Origin of the sequence: Flavobacterium sp. (genome assembly GCF_027533505.1) — a bacterium.
GTDB lineage: Bacteria > Bacteroidota > Bacteroidia > Flavobacteriales > Flavobacteriaceae > Flavobacterium.
Genome location: NZ_JAPZUB010000035.1, coordinates 22,022 through 41,583, shown reverse-complemented (window position 1 = coordinate 41,583; position 19,562 = coordinate 22,022). Strand labels below are relative to the sequence as shown.

Below are 19,562 nucleotides of genomic sequence, written 5' to 3'. Positions count from 1 at the left end.
ATTGGATGTTTTTTTAGTGCAAAGGTTTAATCCACAATAAAATCGGCCGTAAGTTTTAACTTATACAACAAATTCGAAAACTGAAGGGCAATATTGCGTTCGGCGAGGGCATTCAAACTCCCATGGTATTGCTTTTGCATGCGTAGGTCTTCTATTTTTTCATCAATATTTTTAAAAAGCCAAGCACAATCCCTTCCAATGTATTTTTGGTTTCTGGGATTAAAAACATGCTTCGCTTTTACTTCCCCTGATTTAATAGTGGAAAATGTAAATCGTTGCTTTCGAGCGGCTTGTATTTGCTCGTTGTGCAATAACTCCAAAAGTTTGTCATAATCCATAGCCTTACTCTTTTGGGCAGTTTCAAACGCTTTTAAATTCAAACGTAGCTCCCGAATAAGTTGATCCTTAAGCACTCGATTGCTTTTGATAAGACCGCTTAATTGTCCTAAAATTTGCGGAAGGTCATGGATTAAATTCAGCCAATCTAATGCCATTATACTTTGTTTTTGGTTTCTTCAAATAGATCTTTTAAGTGAACTCGTAGTGCAGTTACCGAAATGCTAACTTCCCAAAACGAGATGCCCAACGAAATCAGTAAACTCAGTAAACTGGCGCCAAAAAGATAAATTCCCACCAGCTTCCATTCGAGGTACAAAAGCAGCATGGCAAATACCGACAGGAACAGGGAGAGTACCCCAAAAAGTTGCATTGCCCGAATTAACGTAAGTCGTAAATTCAAGTTTTTTATTTCAATCAAAATACTCTTGTTGTGATTTTCATCGTAATTTTTTTTCAAACTACGAACGATTTGCGCAATGGTTAGAAAGCGGTTGGTATAGGCTAACAAAATCAGTGAAGTTGCTGAAAAAAGTAGCGCTGGCGTTTCAATTTGTAAATTCATAATGATCCTTTGCGTAAAGTTCGACATTTTTTAACGATAAAAAAAAAGGCCCGAAGGCACTTTTTAGGATTTTAATTTTTTCAAAAGATAGGTGTATTGCAAGGCATTCCAACGAGCTCTTTGGTCATTGGTCGACGAGCCTCCGTGTCCCCCTTCTGTATTTTCGTAATAATAAATGGGGTACCCAAGGTCAAGCATTTTAGCCGCCATTTTTCGAGCATGACCGGGATGAACTCGATCATCGCGCGTGGAGGTCATAAAAAATACTTCAGGGTATTTCACGCCACTTTTGACATTGTGATAGGGCGAGTACTTTTGAATGTAAGCCCATTCTTCAGGAATATCGGGATTTCCGTATTCTCCCATCCAGCTTGCTCCCGCCAATAGTTTGTTGTAGCGTTTCATGTCCAATAGCGGCACCTGACATACTACGGCGTTGTACAACTCAGGATGTTGTGTAAAAGCCACTCCCATTAGCAAACCGCCATTACTTCCTCCCATGATTCCTAGATGCTTGGGACTCGTAATTTTGCGTTTGATTACATCGCGACTGATGGCTGTAAAATCATCATAAATGAGTTGGCGTTTTTCTTTTAACCCTGCTTGATGCCACGAAGGTCCGTACTCAGCTCCTCCGCGAATATTCGCCAACACATAAACGCCGCCATTTTCGAGCCACAATGCCCCCATGGTTCCGCTGTAAAATGGTTGCATCGCCACTTCAAACCCGCCATAACCGTAGAGTAGCGTTGGATTCTTACCATTCAAAACCACATTTTTTGCGGCGATTACAAAATAAGGTACATTTTTACCATCGGTTCCTTTGACAAAAAATTGTTCTACCTTGTATTTATCGGCAGGGAAATAAGGAGGTAGCCCCTGAACTTTCGTTGATTTCCGATTTTTTAAATTGTAGACAAAAAGTGTTGTGGGTTCGAGGAAATTCTCAAAACTATAATAGAAATCGTCGCTCTCCCGGTTGGCACTAACAATCGAAATGGTGCCGTAAGCTGGGGCATCTATTCGGGTTTGATACCATTTTTCTTTCCCATTTGACAACAGATACAATTCGCTTTTTACATCGTTTAGGACGTTAAGCAATAGCTGATTTTTGGTCATCGCTACCGATTCTAAACTTTGATTCGCTGTGGGTTTGAACAAAAGTTCAACCTGGTGCTTGCCTTCAAGTAATGCTTTGAAATCTAGTGCAATCAAACTTCCTTGGTTGTACGTTTTGGCATTAACCAACCAGTCCGATTTGAGTTCTACAATCGCTTTCCCAAATTTGATTCCAAGTAAAGAAGCGTCATCAGGAATATTTAGTAGGAGATTTTGTCCATTTTGATGAATGTATGATTTACGGGTATAGAAGGAAAGACTTTTGTTTAGGAGTAGGTATGGTGTTTCCCCATCGCGCAAAACAGAACCACTGTTGTAAACGTCTGATGGATCTCCTGAAAGCAAGGTTTTGGCTTCCGAAAGCGGTGTGCCTCGTTTCCACCATTTTACGATTTTGGGATACCCTGATTCGGTCAATGATCCCGGACCAAAGTCGGTAGCAACGATAAAGTTGTTTTCATCCCAATATTGAATACTACTTTTGGCTTCGGGTAAGAAAATACCGTTGGACACAAACTGTTTGGTACGTACATCAAATTCTCGCGTTTCATGGGCATCACCACCGCCATTGGAAAGGTTAACCAAATACAAACCATTCCCAGGATACAAAGGAGTGGCGCCATGAAAAACCCATTTTTTTTGCTCTTTTTCCGACAAGGCATCCAAGTCTAGAAGAATGTCCCAATTGGATTTTCCAGCATTGTAATCGGCTGTGGTCATGCGTCGCCAAATACCACGCACATGGGTAGCATCTTGCCAAAAATTATACACATAATCGCCCGTAATCGAGGGATAGACAATGCGATCCTTGGCATTTAAAATGGTAAGTGCATTTTGATAGAGCGAGGGATAATCTTTTTCCGCCTCTAATACGGAGAAGGTTTTTTGATTTTGAGTATTGACAAACTCAAGGGCTTTTTTTCCATCAATTTCTTCCAAATCAAGGTAGGAATCTTCTTGGGCAGTGGTAGAAAGCGAAGCCATTATCATGAGCAAAAGGGTTATATTTTTTTTCATGTACAAAGTATTACTGGGTTAAATATAGCCGAAGTCGTGCAATAAAAAAAGCTGCCATTACGCGTGACAGCTTTTTTTAACGCTTTTTTTGGAGTTTTTAGGCCAATTGTTCAAAACTACGTTTCACAAAAGCCGTCAATTCTTCACCTTTTAAAAGACCTTGGGCAATTTTAGCCAAATCCAAGGCTTGTTTGATGAGTTTTTCTTGTGTTTCCCCTTCTGTTTCCAACAAACGAGTCGCCAATTCGGCATTGGTATTGACTACCACATTGTACATTTCAGGGAAATTGCCAAAGCCCATCATTCCGCCTCCGGTTTGACTCATTTCTTTCATTCGACGCATGAATTCGGGTTGGGTCAAAATAAAAGGAGCAGCGGTACTGTCCATGGCCTCCAATTGCAAAGTGTAGTTGGCTTTCGGAATCACATTTTCTAAAATGCCTTTTAACTTTTCTTGTTCCTCTTCCGAGAGTTTTGAAGGAGTGGTGTCCTCTTTTTGAATTAATTTATCGATATGATCGGCATCTACGCGCGCGAACGTGAGGTTCTCATTGTCGGTTTCCAATTTTTGAATCAAATGCGACACGATAGGCGAGTCCATCACAAGTACTTGATAGCCTTTTTCTTGGGCAATGTCGATGTAGCTGTGTTGTTGTTCTTTGTTGGAAGTATACAAAACCACCAATTTTCCATTTTTGTCCGTATGGGTATCTTTAAGTGTTTCTTTCAACTCGGCCAAGGTGTAGTAAGTATCATTCACTGTGGGATACAAAACAAAATCGCCTGCTTTTTCATAAAATTTAGGTTCAGTAAGCATCCCGTATTCCAATACGATTTTGATATCGTTCCATTTTTTTTCAAAGTCCTCACGATTTTCAGTAAAAAGGGCTTTGAGTTTATCGGAAACTTTACGGGTAATGTAATTGGAAATCTTTTTTACATTGCCATCGGCTTGTAAATACGAGCGCGATACATTTAATGGAATGTCTGGTGAGTCAATGACTCCACGCAACATGCCCAAAAATTCAGGAACAATACCTTCTACGTTGTCGGTAACAAACACCTGATTTTGGTACAACTGAATTTTATCTTTTTGCATTTGAACTTCCTGCGACATTTTGGGGAAGTACAAAATTCCAGTAAGGTTGAAAGGATAATCAACATTTAAGTGGATATGAAAAAGGGGGTCTTCAAATTGCATCGGGTACAATTCTCGGTAGAAGTTTTGGTAATCTTCGTCCTTCAAATCTGTAGGTTGCTTAGTCCATGCTGGAGAAGGATTGTTGATGATATGGTCTACGTCGATGTATTCTGTTTTATAATCGTCACCGGTATCTTCAGGTTTGGGTAACGCTTCCTTACGGGTGCCGAATTTAATCGGAATCGGCATAAACTTGTTGTATTTACGCAACAATTCACGAATGCGGTTTTCTTCCAAAAATTCGGTGGAATCTTCGGCGATGTGTAAAATGATTTCCGTACCACGTTCAGTTTTGTCGTGGGGTACCAAGGTAAACTCGGGACTTCCGTCACAGGTCCAATGCGCTGCAGGTTCGTCTTTATACGATTTGGTAATAATTTCTACTTTTTCAGCCACCATAAATGCCGAGTAAAAGCCCAATCCAAAATGACCGATGATCCCGGCATCTTTGGCGGAATCTTTGTATTTTTCCAAAAACTCCTCAGCTCCCGAAAAGGCAACCTGATTGATGTATTTTTCAACCTCTTCGGCAGTCATCCCCAATCCTTGGTCGATGATGTGTAATTTTTTACCTTCTTTGTCAATTTTAACTTCAATTTGAGGCGTACCATACTCCACGTTGGCTTCTCCAATACCGGTAAGATGTTTTAATTTTAAAGTGGCATCGGTGGCATTGGACACCAATTCGCGTAAAAAGATTTCATGGTCGCTGTATAAAAACTTTTTTATGAGCGGGAAAATGTTTTCGACGGAAACATTAATTTTTCCAGTTGACATAGTACACAATTTTTGAGTTACACAATTTGTGTTTTTCTAAGCAAAGAAAATACCAACGCCTGTAAAACTGACAAATTGTCGTAGTATTAGTTGCCATTAACATTACGTTAAATTCTACATAATTTTAAGGGGAGCGTTGTATTTTTGCAGGAGTTTTTAACCCTAAAAAGCAACCCATGAAAAAAATGATGTATGCCTTGGTGTTGTTGGTGCTGTTTAGTGCTTGCAAATCCAAATCGGCAACGAATACCCGATTAGACAACAGAACCGAAGTTGCCTTAAAAGGCAATTGGACGTTGACAAAAGTCTCGTATCCTGGCGCGGAGGTTATTAAAATCACTTCGTTTGATTTGGCAGATTCCCAATGCTTTGTGGGAAGTCAATGGCGTTTTATTTCGAACAACAACAAAGGTGAATTTTCGTTAAACAATGCTTCGTGTACGGCATTTACTTCGCCCATCACTTGGTTTGTCAACAAAGAAGGACAATTTGTAATGAAAATTCTAAATGAAACTAAAGCGCGTAAAGTCACTGAGGGCTATGTGCTTCAGGTGGGAACCGTTACAGATGCGACTTTTGAACTAACCGATCGTGTGAATGTAGGCGGTAAAACGGTCACTGTAGTGTATCAATTTTCAAGAAACTAAAATCTAAACATGATGAAAAAAGGAATAGCAATAGTACTCGTGGGACTACTAACTTTTGGTCCTTTGGCCGGTTGTGAGGCTGTTAAAAATACAAACAATACCCAGCGTGGTGCGGCTATAGGTGCAGCAGCGGGTGCTGTTTTGGGAGGTGTCATTGGAAATAATGCTGGAAAAGGCGGTAACGGTGCTTTGGGCGCAGTGCTTGGGGGCGTTGTTGGTGGTGTTGCCGGTGGTGTTATTGGAAATAAAATGGACAAACAAGCCCGTGAAATCCAAACGGCTTTACCCGGCGCACAAGTGGAACGGGTAGGGGAAGGGATCAAATTGGTTTTGGGCGAAAATGCGGTGCGTTTCGATTTTAACAAAGCCACTTTGACTGCAGCGGCGCGTGCCAATTTGGATAAGTTAGTTCCTGTGTTTAGAGAATATGCCGATACCGATATCAAAATTTTTGGCTACACTGATTCTAAAGGGGCCGACGCTTACAATCTCGATTTATCTGAAAAGCGGGCCTTGGCTGTAGAACGTTATTTAGAATCCAAAGGGTTAAACATGTCGCGTTTTCAAATCGTTGGGATGGGTGAAGCTGATCCGATTGGCGATAACGAAACAGAAGCGGGTCGCGCTATGAATCGACGGGTTGAATTTTCGATTGTCGCTAATGAAAAAATGAAACAAGAAGCCCAACGCGAGGCGGGTCGCTAAATAAAAAACAACGTTCGGTAGCCCCGGACGTTTTTTTTGCCCAAAAAATTAACAAAATATTTTGTTTAACAATTTGGTTTAAACATTAAACACTACTTATCTTTACCAAAAATTAGAACATGGAAACTACAACGCCCAAAAAAGGAAGAAAAAAGATCGTTGACGATCAATCCATTATTTCGTTGTTTATGGATTCGGTGTTGAAAAACGACACTGAACCCAAGAATGTTTACCAATTTTGCCACGAAGCGGGGATTAAGGAGTCTGATTTTTATATTCATTTTGGGTCCATAGAGGCGTTGAAGGAAGCCATTTGGACACAGTTTTTTGAGCATGCTGTGGCGACCATGCAAAAGGATGATGCTTACAATTCTTACGTAGACCGGGATAAGTTGTTAACGCTTTACTTCACTTTGTTTGAATTGCTTTCCTTGAATAGAAGTTATGTTCTGTTTCAATTGGAGGGCCATAAACAAGGGCTCAAGAATTTGAAATCCTTACGTGGGATGCGAAACCATTTTAAAGATTTTATCGTAGATAATGTTCAGTTCACCCAGGATACCGCTTGGAATGAGAAATGGGCTAAAATTTCAAAATCAGTCACGGCAGAAGCCGCCTGGGTGAATTTTTTAGTGGTTCTTAAATTTTGGATTGATGATACTTCCAAAGGATTTGAGAAAACAGACATTTTGATTGAAAAAACCGTCAACACCGCTTTTGATTTGATGCAAACGCAACCGCTGGAGCGTATGATTGATTTGGGTATATTTTTATGGAAAGAAAATCAAAAGTAACCGATGAAGACCTTAGACAAAATACCGACGGGTAAAATAGAACGTGCCGGTCAATTGGTTAAAACGGGTCTCAAAGTAGGCACCAATTATGTGGCTTACTATGGTGAAAAATTGGTGAATCCCAGTGTGTCGCGTGATAAATTGAATGAGAATAATGCTGAGGATATTTATGACGGACTCAAAAATTTGAAAGGCAGTGCTTTGAAAGTAGCTCAAATGCTGAGCATGGACAAAAGCATTATGCCCCAGCAATATGTGGACAAGTTTTCGCTGTCACAATTCAGCGTTCCCCCATTGTCTGCCCCTTTAGTTAGAAAAACGTTCAAAAAATATCTCGGTCAATATCCTGAGAACTTATACGATACGTTTACACCCGACGCCACTAATGCTGCGAGTATCGGTCAGGTACACAAAGCAACGAAAGATGGGAAAAATTTAGCTGTGAAAATACAATACCCGGGTGTAGCAGAGAGTATAAGTTCGGATTTGGCTTTGGTCAAACCCTTTGCCATTCGAATGTTTAATTTGAAAGGTAAAGATTCGGAAAAGTATTTTAAGGAAGTGGAAGACAAATTGTTGGAGGAGACCGACTACGATTTGGAACTTCGTCAAAGTATCGAAATGACGCAATTGTGTAGTCATATTGAACATTTGCGCTTCCCGAAATACTATAAAGAATATTCCTCTGCGAAGATTTTAACGATGGAATGGATCGATGGGTTGCATTTGTCGGAATTTGCCAAGCAGAATACCGATCGTGCTTTGGGGGATCGTATAGGACAGGCTTTGTGGGACTTTTATATGTACCAAATGCATGCGTTAAAGCAGGTGCATGCGGATCCGCATCCTGGCAATTTTCTTGTAGACAAACAAGGAAACTTGGTCGCTATTGATTTTGGGTGTATCAAAAAAGTTCCTATGGAATTTTACACTCCCTATTTTGAATTGGCCAACAAGGAAAGTATCAATAATCCAACGATTTTTAATCAAAAACTCTATGAGTTAGAGATTTTACGCCAGGATGATACCCCACAAGAGATTGTTTATTTTACGAAAATTTTCCATGAATTATTGCAACTCTTTACACAACCATTTCACGCCGATTATTTTGATTTTTCGGATGAGGAATTTTTCGGAAGAATTGCAGTGATGGGAGAGGAGTTTGCCAAAGACACCCAGTTGCGCAAAATGAATGGAAATCGCGGTTCGAAACATTTTTTATACATCAACCGCACTTTTTTTGGATTATACAACTTGTTACACGATATCAAAGCGCGCGTAGACACACGCCACTTTGAAAAATACTTGCGATAGGAGCAAGTTACTGTTTGTTTATTTATTGGTTAGGTTGATAAGAGCAATACGTCTATGTATTGCTCTTATTGTTTTACCTAACTTGTTGTATTTCAAAAAAATTTTTGCCTGAAAAACCATCGATAGAAACGCCTGCTTGGTAATTTTCGACATAAATTTCGACATAACCTCCCACAGCCAAATTAACCAAACAGGTTACCGTGCGACTTACCGGACCATTAGCGATGTGGTTTCCTGAATTTTGCTGGTAAAGTACGCCGTTAACATACACGCCAATCGAATAGAACTGACCGTTGCTTTGATTGTCGGTGTGAAACCCCGCATTAATCTCATAAATACCTGCCCGCGTAGCCGTAAAACGATTGGCTGCAAATTCGTTATTACTATCAAAAACTTCAGTAGCAAAAGGAATGATTTGCCATCCCGAGGTGCCTAATGCTGCATTACCGCTTAAATTCGTGCGCACCGCCGAAAGTTGGTTGGTGCCCGAAGGAGAAACCCACGATAATACACCACTACCGTCGGTGGCTAAATACTGATTGGCCGTTCCGCGAGCAACGGGAAAAACATATCCTGTGCCGGCAGGATTACCGATTTGGAAGGTACTATTGGTACGTAAAATGGGTGTTGGACTAAACTCACCATAAATCAAAGATGTTGTTGGGGTTGTATTGGCGTTGGTAATATACAATTTATTGGAGCCTGTTTCGAAAAATCCAGCCTGGTTCCCCAAAGCAACATTGCCACTTCCTGTGTTATTATTAAAAAGAGCGTTGAATCCCAGCGCAGTATTGTTGGTGGCAATATTTTGCGTGAGTGCACTCATTCCTATAGCAACGTTATTGGCACTGGCTCCTGTTGCAATCAAGGCATTATTCCCCACCGCTGTATTGTTTGCTCCTGTAGTGCCTGCTCCTGCTTGAAATCCAACAAAAGTACCTCCTCCAGTGGCATTACTGGCGAACTGACCTGCACGAAAACCAATTAAAGTATTGCCACTTCCCACAGCAGCAAACCCAGCTTCTGTCCCCACGGCCGTGTTATTGTCCCCCGTTGCATTATTGTTCAAAACACTAAATCCGACACCAGTATTGCCCGTTCCACCGCCTATTTGTCCTTGTAGTGCATTGTAACCGACTGCCGTTGCATTGGAGGCCGTATTTTGAAACAAAGCATTAGCCCCTATGGCGACAACATTGGATACATTTCCAGTTCCCGCAAACATCGCTTGGAATCCCAGCGCGGTATTGAATCGCGATGCATTGTTGTTGATCCCTTGCAAAGCACTATGACCGAAAGCGGTATTTTCACTTCCAATATTGTTATTCAACGCAATATGTCCCATGGCGGTGTTGCGACTTCCAGCAGTATTGGCGCGAGCTGCTTGAAATCCAACCGCTGTGTTTTCTGAACCGATGGTATTGCTTATCATCGTTTGAAAACCGATAGCAGTGTTGTTACTTGCAGAAGAATTATTAGATAATGCTTGAAATCCAACCGCCGTACCATTATTTCCCGACGAATTGTTGCGCATCGCTTCAAAACCAATCGCAGTTGAGGCATTTCCTGTATTTAGCGATAAAGCAGCATTTCCTACCCCAGTATTTTGAATTCCTGTGGTATTCGCTGCCAACGTTCCGTTTCCAACAGCCACATTATTGACTCCTGTGGTTAGTCGTAAGGCATTGGTTCCAAAGGCAGTGCTGTTTGAACTCGCTCCATTGGTTAGTGCGCCAACCCCAAAGGAAGTACTAGTGGCTCCGATTTTTCCTGCCGCAATATTGTTTCGTCTAAAAGCGACGTCCACATTGGTGGAAGCATCAGTTCCCAAATAATTGACTCCATCTACGATCCCACTGTTTCCTGTGATTTGCCAACCCGAAGCTCCGGTAGCAATTCGAATCCAAGGTCCCGTTGGAGAACTCAAGTAATAAAAGCCGGGGGTTACATCGCCACTGGTAGCGGTGTTGTAGACAAGCTCGGAAGTGACACCCGTGAGAACTGTCACGGTTGTGGTATTTACCAAAGCTACGCGTGGAATAACTAAACCCTCATCGGTAGCTGTAATGTCTAATGCTCCTTCTGGATTGGTAGTGCCAATTCCAACTTGAGCCATTAATTGGTGCCCAAGAATGGAGAAAAAGAATACGAAAAGTAAAGTATGTAAATGTTTCATTAACGCTGTAATATGAGGAGAGAATTGTAAAAAAAGCCCCTCCGAAGAGAGGCTATTTTCAGTATTAAGATGGATTGAATTATCGTTTTACTATACGAAGTGTTTTTACTTGAGTTCCTTGGATCAGGATAACATTGTACACCCCTGTTGGATAAGATGCACCCACTTCGGTGGTTTCGATAGCATCAGCGTCAACGGTACGCGTTTCGATCGCACGACCCATCATGTCATACACGTGAATGGTGAACGACGCTTGGCTAGCCGTAGCTACTTTGAAGTAGAATTGCTCCGCATATGGATTTGGATATACTTGGGCATCGAAAGCAACACTCGTTACGGATGTGTCTTCAATCGTACGTGCAATCGAAGGAACGACCAAAGTACATGTTTTGCTATACGGACCGAAATCAGGTTGATTTGGCATACGAACAGCGACTTGTACCGAGTAGTTTTCACCAGCAACTAATCCCGGGAAATCACTCAAACGGAAATTGTTTAAAGCACGGTCCACTTGGAAGTTATAGGCCTGTGCGTCATTGAACAAACGGAAGCGGTATTGAGCTGCAAACTGAACCGCGTCTGCAAAAATACGCTCACTGTAGCTGGTTGCTGCATAATCGTTACACTGTGTACCACGAACTTGTGTCGTTGGGTGTTTCGGTGCTTGGATCGTACAATTTGGACCGTAGGGTAAGAAGCTACCATCCGTATTACGCACGGCACACGATACACTGTAATTCGCATCGTAGCGGAAATCCGTTACGGCTGCAAAGGTAAAGTTACGGATACCCGAAGTGATTTCTTGAACAGGCCCCACAGGCTGTAAAGCATTGTCTAATCGTTGCACTCGATAACGGTACCCGTTGCTTCGTTGTACAATAGTACTGAAGATTTGTGTGTTGATTCCCGTTACTTGTGAACCACAACCAAGCATAGTACTTACGGGTGTTGGCGTTAACAAGAAACATGGGGCGCTGTACGTTGGTTGCCATACGTTGTTGAAACGTACTGCCACTTCTACTTTAAACTTCGCGTTGTACTTATAGTTAGACAAGTTATGCAAGTATAAATTACGCAATACCATATCCACAATTACTTGTGTTCCTGGGATTTCAGAATCATCCGCAGGGTTTACTTCGGTCACTCGGAAACGATACCCTTGAGCACCGGTGACCCAGCTTGAGTAAACAATACCACCAAAAGCAACTTCAGTACCACAAGTGGCAGAAGGAATCGTACTGACGATTGGCGTACAACCTCCAGGCTGACCGATGTTGTCAATCACGCCATTACAGTCATTGTCTAAACCGTCGAAACAAACCTCAGGCGCACCCGGACGAACCGATGCACGGGTATCATCACAATCGTTGTCATTCATTACGGCACCGATTTGTTCTCCGATTACTGGTGAAGCCGGATTTCCAAATCCATCACCATCCGCGTCCATGTAGTACGTATCGTTACTGAAGTAAATGTTATCCAAATAGATTTGTAGCGGTCCGGGTTGGTTTTGCTCAAATTTAAATCCATAAACATTGGATAAGTTAGCCCCCGAAAATTCATTCAAGTCAATGGTAATTGAATTCCAACCGGGTTGTAAGTCTACGATGTCTCTTCGTTGATCTCCGTCGGTTAATAACCAGAAGAATAAATTAGAGAAAGCCGTATTCACATAAACATCCAAATGCAAGTGTGTCATGCCCACAACGCTGAAACGTACGGGTTCTGTACTTGTCACATAGCCCAAAAAGCCTAAATTATCAACACGTAAACAAGTATTCGTTCCATTCGGAATTTCAGTCAATGTAGTCGCTGCTGTCCAAGGCGCGCGAATCATGGTGTATCCTACTGGATTTGCATAGGTAGAAGGTGTTCCAGTGTACATCGAAATCACCGTATCAGGATCACGAGCAGGGGGAATAGGCGATGGGCCTGGAGGAGGGAAGTTTACCACAAATAGAGCGGTGGAACTGCTTGGTCCATACGTTCCGTCTTGGGCTTGTGAGGCTGTAATAGTTGTTGTTCCTCCCGATACAATTTGAATTTGATTTCCGTTTACAATAGTAGCTACATTGGTATTGCTACTGGTGTAAGTGAACGGATTAGAGTTGTTAGAAGAGGGTGGAGTAATCGTGAAAGTAGCATCGCCCACATTTTTTGAGGGAACGCTAAAAGATCCCACCGTTGGCGGCAATAAAGTGGCTGGTCGGTAGAAATAGATATTGTCGACATAAACCGTTTTTCCAGGGCCATTCAAACTTTCAAACTTCAATTGGATGATGTTGGCTAAGTTTAATCCATTATTGGCATAGGTAGAAAGTGGAATATCAACACTAAACCATGTATTTAACGTAGGGAAAAATTGCGCATTGCGATCGCCGTTGTTTAATAACCAAATATTAAAACCAGTACAATCGGTAGTATAAATATCCATATGAAGCGTTGTCATTTGCGAAACATTAGTTCCTGCAAAGTTGACCAACTCAATCAAAAAGTTACTCATTTTTTTAGTGTCGTTACCCTGTAAAACTTCATCAGATAGTGCAGACACTCCTTGCCAAGACACGGATGGCAAATTACTATATGCATTGCTGTACAATGAAACAACATCCCACGGATTACGTGCCGGAGGTGTAGGAGCTGCTGTGGTTAATGGCGGAGCTGCCACCACTAATGGCGCAGTTATCGTACCGGCATCATAAATCCCATTGGCGGCTTGCGTTGCCGTGATGGTTGCTGTTCCAATACCGGTAATTGTTATCGTGTTACCTGAAACGGTAGCTACACTTGGATTGTTACTGCTGTAGGTAAATGCTCCGCCACTATTGGATGTGGGTGGCGTGATGGTGAATGGAGCATCTCCAAATACCTTCTCAGGCATAGTGAAATCTGTGATAGTAGGTTCGGTACCACCATTGTAAAAATAGATGTTATCTAAATAAATCTGTCGTAATCCTGGCTGATTGTGTTCAAATTTAAAACCATAAATACTGGCTAAATTCGCATTAGGATAATTGGAAAGATTGATGTCTAATGAGTTCCAACCAGCTACCAACGGCCCTGTATTGTATAATTGATCTCCATTGGATAAAAGGAAAACAAACATATTGGCAATGGGTGTGTTTAAGTAAATATCAACATGCAGTCTTGTCATTCCTACGACACTGAAACGAACCGGTTCTGCGCTACTTACAAAACCAAAAAAGCCAAAATTATCTAGTCGAATACAAGTATTAGTTCCGTTAGGAAAATTCAAATCAGAAGTTATCGAACCCGCTGTCCATGGCGCACGAATCATATTAAAACCTACCGGATTCGGGTAAGAAGCTTCAATGGGATTACCCGTATACATTGAAATCACACTTCCCGGATTTCTTAATGGAGGTGTGGGTGAAGGACCTGGAGCAGGGAAGCTAACCGTTAAGGTGGCAGGGGTGCTACTAGGGCCATAGATTCCATCCGACACTTGAAGAGCGGTGATGGTTGAGGTTCCAGCTCCAACTACAGTTACTGTATTTCCTGAAATGGTGGCTACCGCAGTATTGCTACTGGTATACGTAAACGGACTCGTATTGTTGGAGGTGGGAGGGGTAAGTGTAAATGGAGCCGCTCCAACAGCTTGTGCGGGCACTGTAAATGTACCCACCGTAGGCGGTTGTAACGTTGCAGGTCTCCAAAAGAATAAATTATCAACAATTAAGTTTTGAATATTCCCAGCACCAGCGGGTTGGTCGTATTTTAATTGACGGAAATTGGGACGAATTGCGGCAAACGAAGGTCCTGAAATATCAATATCAAATACATTCCATTGCCCGGGAACCAAAGGCAAAGTGGTTGGGATTTCAACCGTTCCAGCGGTTATCTTAATTAATGATAAACGTATCGATGTCAGGGTAGAGGAATAAATTTCAATGTGAAATCGCGTCATAGCTGAAACATTCACATCGCTTTGTGTCTCTGTCCCTTGATAACTGCCCGTATTTTGGTATTGTCTTACTTCATCACCGCCATAGGAAGGCGTTGTCATGTTATTGGGGTGATTGTTTGTTTGTCCCCAAAATGGGTTAAAATTGGTTCCGGGAAGATCAGAGTAAGCTCCTGAAAACAAGGAAATAACATCCCAGGAGTTTCTTCCGGGATCACCAGGTGCAGCCCCTTGTGATCGTCCTAATGCAAATGACAAAAGGAAAATTAGTAATAATAATTTTTTCATGATTTATTGTTTGATTTTGTTGATTCTCAAATTTATAAGGCAATGACACACAAAAAGTTTTCCCTTAGTGTATAAAAACTATACAAGGTTTGTTTTCTTTTTTAAACACCCACGATTCTTAGTAACCATCCCTAGTGTTGAAGAAAATGTGACAATGCGTTTCTCTTTATATAAGGGTAGGGCAACATTATCCAAAAGCAGGAATGTTGTAATGATGTATAGGTAAAATCAATGTATTTAGTAGGATAAGGCCGCTTAGGTTGTAGATATTCAAATATTTTAAATTAAATAATTGATGTATTTTAAAATTTTAAGTAAAAAAATAGTAAAAATAAAATTTATGATTTCGTAATTTTTGACGGAATGAACATCAATTTAGCAATCCGTGCTGTGATTCTTCAATTTTGTATCTTTGGCAGCTATAAATTGATAGTTGAGGGTATTGATGACTTTCGGTTTATTGTACCTTTGTGTCATGTTGAAAGTTTCTTCTATTTCCTTTTCGTATCAAAACGAACCTACACTGAAAACCATTGATTTTTCAGTTTCTCAAGGAAGTTGTCAGGCCATTATCGGTGAAAGTGGTTGTGGAAAAAGTACCCTTTTACAAGCGATTTACGGGTTGTATGATCTTGATGAAGGTCACATTTTTTGGAATGAAATCGAAATTCTGGGACCCAAGTACCATTTGATTCCTGGGATGGAATTTATGAAATATTTGGCCCAAGATTTTGATTTGATGCCCTACATCACCGTAGCTGAGAATGTGGGAAAGTATTTGTCCAATTTTTACCCTGATCAAAAAAAAGAGCGCATATTCGAACTTTTAGATATTGTAGAAATGACGGAATATGCCCATGTAAAAGCCAAAAATTTAAGTGGTGGACAAATGCAACGGGTTGCTTTGGCTCGTGTTTTGGCCAAAGAACCCGAAGTTTTATTATTGGATGAACCCTTTAGTCATATTGATAATTTTCGCAAAAATAGTTTGCGTAGGAAATTGTTTCATTACCTAAAAAAGCAAGGCATCACTACCCTTATTGCTACGCACGATACTACGGATGTTTTGTCGTATGCCGATGCTGTTTTGGTGATGAAAGCCGGAAACGCCATTGCCCAAGGAACCCCCAAGGAGTTGTACCACACTTCGGATTTATATGTAGCGTCACTTTTTGAGGAAGTATCGCTTTTGAATATTGAAGGTCATATTCATCACGTATACCCGCATCACGTACAAATTTCCTCAAAAGGGATGCCTGCTCAGGTAGAACATTGTTATTTTAAAGGAAGTCATTATTTACTGGCGTTACGCATGGGTTCGGCATTGGTGTATGGGGTTCATTATGAACCTATCGCTGAAGGTTCCCAAGTTTTCATCCAGATAATGTCCCGATAACCACAATTTATTCTGTCTTTTTTTCAGGAGCATATTCCAAAATATCACCCGGTTGACAGTCCAATACCTTACAAATGGCCTCCAACGTTGAAAAACGAATGGCTTTGGCTTTTCCTGTTTTTAATATCGATAGATTGGAAAGTGTCAAATCTACTTTCTCGGAGAGCTCGTTCAATGACATTTTTCGTTTCGCCATCATGACGTCTAAGTTTACAATAATAGCCATCGTTATATCGTAAGTTCGTTTTCTTGTTGCATTTCAATACCGCGTTTTACGACAAGGGACAAAACCAAGAGTATGATGCCCAATAACAGCCAAACATCGGCGCCACCCATAAACAGGCTTTCATTGTCGGGAAGATCAATTTTCATAGCCGTTAGCTGTTTTAAATAACGCGTTCCCCAAGCAGCAAAAAAACTAATCCCAACCGAAAGATAGGCCATATTGGTTAAAAGTTTTTGCAAATGGATGTTAAAAGGTTTCGCTATTTCAAAGCGTTTTTCAGTAAACAATTTTAAAACAATGTAAAATAAAAGCGCCTTAAGTACTGCAACAATTAACATGTGAATCATTAAAACGATAAAATCGCCGGGCGCTACATCGATTAACTGATCAAGAAAAAAATACTGAGCCGCTTTGGGTTGATAACTCACCGCGTACAGTACATTGAATAAAATAGTCCCTGCTTGAATGCATAAGCCAATAAATACAATCCATGTGAGTCCTTTAAAAAGGTGTAAAAGCGTTTGTGTTGAAATTTTTATTTCCATGAGTTAGGTTTTATATTTGGTGTAAAAATAATAAAAATTTATTGATAAACAATAAATAAATAGTTTTTAACATAAAAAAGCCCGATAGATAAACTTCGGGCTTGGCTCTTGTAAATGGGTTAAATTAGTTCTTCAGGTACTTTTCTAAAAATTGATCCTGCTCCCAAAGTAAATGCAAAATGTTTTCCTTGGCAGCATATCCGTGGGATTCTTTGGGGAGTAAAACCAGTCGAGCAGGCGCTCCTAAGCCTTTCAATGCTTGAAAATACCGTTCCGATTGCAAGGTAAATGTCCCCGGATTGTTATCGGCATCGCCATGGACCAACAATAAGGGGGTTTTCATTTTTTCAGCATTCATAAACGGCGACATGGTGTTGTACACGCTAGGAACATCCCAATAATTGCGTTGTTCGCTTTGGAATCCAAAAGGAGTTAATGTTCGGTTGTAGGCCCCACTTCGCGCAATACCACAAGCAAATAAGTTAGAGTGCGTTAGTAAATTAGCGGTCATAAATGCCCCGTATGAATGTCCTCCTACACCCACTTTTTTCGGATTGATATAGCCCAAATCGTTAACGGCATTAATCGCTGCTTCGGCATTGGCCACCAATTGCGGAATGAAAGTATCGTTGGGTTCGTTAGTTCCTTCCCCTATAATCGGGAACGATGCGTCATCAAGTACCGCATAACCTCGGGTTACCCAATACACAAATGAACCGTAGTTGGGGAAAGTAAATTCGTTGGGATTCTTGTCGCTTTGCCCAGCTGAATTTTTGTCTTTAAACTCGGCAGGATAGGCCCAAATTAACAACGGTAACTTTTCTTTTTTAGCTACTCGGTCATAATTGGCGGGCAAATACAAGGTGCCTGAAAGTTCTACTCCATCATTGCGTTTGTATTTAATCACCTCTTTATACACATTTTTAATACTTTCAAAAGGATTTTTAAATTGGGTAATGGGGGTTAATTTCCCCGATTTTAAATTGCGGAAGTAATAATTAGGAAATTCGTTTTTGGATTGAATCATGACAAGCAGTTCTCCTTTTTTGAAGTCTTCAATCGAAAGTAAATCCTCTTTTTTGTCTTTCAATTTAGATTGATACAATCGTTTGGTTTTTAATGTTTTAAGGCTAAATTCATCCACGAAAGGAAATTGCCCTTCTTTGGTGAATCCATCGCCCAGAAGGTATAAATTGTCGTTTTCAATGGCCAAAACATTTCGATTGTATGCATTGCGTTTGGTTTCAAAATTACCCGGATCGGCATAAATGTCTTGTGAGTTTACATCCCAAACAATTTTTGGATTTGTATTATTGATCGAAGGATTGATGAAGTACGTTTTTTGATTTCGGGTATCATACCAATCATCATACACAAAGGCCACTGTTTCATTTCCCCAAGCAATTCCTGCAAAACGTTGTTGGGTTCGCATAAATTCACGGGGTGCTGCTGTAAATGGTGCTTCCCAAACCCATAGTGCGTCGCGGTGTGTTACCGTTTTTCCGGCATCACCTTCATCCAAAGCCTCCACATAAAACAAAGTTGCAGGTTGATCGGGTCGCCAAGTCATGTTTCGTTTTCCCTTGCGAACGGAAGAAAAACCTTTGGGCATAATCTCAGTCAACGGGACTTCGTTTACTCGTTGTACCAAAGTGCCATCGGTTCGATACACCAAGGAGCGTTGTGGAAAACGACTCATGGGTACGATATACGAATAAGGGCGCTCAATTTGCGTAAGCATCAAATAGTTTCCATCAGGTGAAAAGCTCATGCCTGCATAAATGGCAGCCGGTTTAAATAAGGTTTTTTTGCCATCAAGTCCAATCCAATACAACTCCGATTGCACTAAGGCATCAAAGTTGGCCTCGTCGGTTTTGTTTTTTAAAAGGTCTTGGTACGTTCGGTTTTGCGACTTTTTCCCCTCACTCACCGAAACCGTAGGACCCGTAGGCAAGTCCTTTTTTTGGTCAACCAATGCCGCACGTTGGGAGGGCAATTGTAATACCAATAATTGTGAATTGTCGTTTTTCCATAGGAAGGGCGAACCCAAATTGGCATTCAAAACGGCCTCTGTAAGGCGCTTGGCCGAAGCGGTTGCCACATCAATCACCCACAATTCAACGCCCGTGGCCGTCGTATGCGTAAAGGCTATTTTTTGTTCATCAGGCGACCATGTGATAAAGGCAATCTTCGGATTTTCGGGCAATCCTTTGACTTGCATTTCTTGCGTATCTTTTACTTTACGCAGTTTTAAATTGTTTACATAATTGGTCGTACTCGCAATATTAGTGATTGGGTTAATACGTAAACCTGCCAAACGCATTTCCTCTTGATTCAAGTCATCGAGGGATTTGTAGGTATTTCGATACAAGAGCAACATATAGTTTTTCTTGCTATCCATCGAAACCGAAGGAGCGCGTTGGTAATCGGCCAAGGCCATAATTTCGGCGGGTGGTTTTTGGTACGTAACATTTTCCTGAGCCCAAGTGGAGGCCGTTAACAGGAATAAAAAGATAGCTTTTAATTTCATG

Annotated in this window: 14 protein-coding genes; 5 read left to right on the top strand and 9 right to left on the bottom strand. The window is 41.1% G+C overall.

From position 1 onward, the window contains the following. Nucleotides 1-26 precede the first annotated feature (26 nt). From O9316_RS08075 to htpG, 4 genes are all read right to left on the bottom strand, one after another. A complete protein-coding gene (locus O9316_RS08075) occupies nt 27-494 on the bottom strand; it encodes a hypothetical protein (protein WP_298205224.1) in 468 nt (155 codons plus the stop codon). Continuing rightward, on the bottom strand, nt 494-901 hold the full coding sequence (locus tag O9316_RS08070; protein ID WP_298205223.1) for a DUF2721 domain-containing protein: 408 nt from the start codon (nt 899-901) through the stop codon (nt 494-496). The genes O9316_RS08075 and O9316_RS08070 overlap by 1 nt, the downstream gene beginning before the upstream one ends. 63 nt (nt 902-964) lie before the next feature. Continuing rightward, nucleotides 965-3,037, bottom strand: a complete 2,073-nt coding sequence (locus O9316_RS08065) for a prolyl oligopeptidase family serine peptidase (RefSeq protein ID WP_298205222.1) — start codon at nt 3,035-3,037, stop codon at nt 965-967. 97 nt (nt 3,038-3,134) lie between these two features. Continuing rightward, entirely contained in the window at nt 3,135-5,015 is a 1,881-nt protein-coding gene (gene htpG / locus O9316_RS08060) for a molecular chaperone HtpG (protein WP_298205221.1), read from the bottom strand. A 176-nt stretch (nt 5,016-5,191) separates the two neighbouring features. Here htpG and O9316_RS08055 point away from each other — a divergent pair, with 176 nt between their 5' ends. From O9316_RS08055 to O9316_RS08040, 4 genes are all read left to right on the top strand, one after another. Further along, complete coding sequence (locus O9316_RS08055) at nt 5,192-5,662, top strand: lipocalin family protein (RefSeq protein ID WP_298205220.1); 471 nt, start codon at nt 5,192-5,194, stop codon at nt 5,660-5,662. A gap of 12 nt (nt 5,663-5,674) precedes the next feature. Then, a complete protein-coding gene (locus O9316_RS08050) occupies nt 5,675-6,367 on the top strand; it encodes an OmpA family protein (protein ID WP_298205262.1) in 693 nt (230 codons plus the stop codon). A gap of 119 nt (nt 6,368-6,486) precedes the next feature. Beyond that, entirely contained in the window at nt 6,487-7,161 is a 675-nt protein-coding gene (locus O9316_RS08045; RefSeq protein WP_298205219.1) for a TetR/AcrR family transcriptional regulator, read from the top strand. A 3-nt stretch (nt 7,162-7,164) separates the two neighbouring features. Beyond that, a complete protein-coding gene (locus O9316_RS08040) occupies nt 7,165-8,475 on the top strand; it encodes an AarF/ABC1/UbiB kinase family protein (RefSeq protein WP_298205218.1) in 1,311 nt (436 codons plus the stop codon). A gap of 73 nt (nt 8,476-8,548) precedes the next feature. Here the strand turns inward: O9316_RS08040 and O9316_RS08035 are convergent, their stop codons facing one another. Both O9316_RS08035 and O9316_RS08030 read right to left on the bottom strand, forming a co-directional pair. Further along, entirely contained in the window at nt 8,549-10,651 is a 2,103-nt protein-coding gene (locus O9316_RS08035) for a hypothetical protein (protein WP_298205217.1), read from the bottom strand. A gap of 79 nt (nt 10,652-10,730) precedes the next feature. Further along, nucleotides 10,731-14,864, bottom strand: coding sequence for an Ig-like domain-containing protein (locus O9316_RS08030; protein ID WP_298205216.1), 4,134 nt, complete (start codon nt 14,862-14,864; stop codon nt 10,731-10,733). Nucleotides 14,865-15,339: 475 nt separating this feature from the next. Here O9316_RS08030 and O9316_RS08025 point away from each other — a divergent pair, with 475 nt between their 5' ends. Continuing rightward, a complete protein-coding gene (locus O9316_RS08025; RefSeq protein ID WP_298205215.1) occupies nt 15,340-16,260 on the top strand; it encodes an ABC transporter ATP-binding protein in 921 nt (306 codons plus the stop codon). Nucleotides 16,261-16,267: 7 nt separating this feature from the next. On the opposite strand, the gene O9316_RS08020 is transcribed toward O9316_RS08025, so the two are convergent. The 3 genes from O9316_RS08020 to O9316_RS08010 form a co-directional block, all read right to left on the bottom strand. Beyond that, entirely contained in the window at nt 16,268-16,486 is a 219-nt protein-coding gene (locus tag O9316_RS08020; RefSeq protein ID WP_297516266.1) for a helix-turn-helix transcriptional regulator, read from the bottom strand. 2 nt (nt 16,487-16,488) lie between these two features. Further along, entirely contained in the window at nt 16,489-17,031 is a 543-nt protein-coding gene (locus tag O9316_RS08015) for a DUF2975 domain-containing protein (protein WP_298205214.1), read from the bottom strand. Nucleotides 17,032-17,155: 124 nt separating this feature from the next. Next, complete coding sequence (locus O9316_RS08010) at nt 17,156-19,561, bottom strand: prolyl oligopeptidase family serine peptidase (RefSeq protein WP_298205213.1); 2,406 nt, start codon at nt 19,559-19,561, stop codon at nt 17,156-17,158. Nucleotide 19,562: the final 1 nt, after the last annotated feature.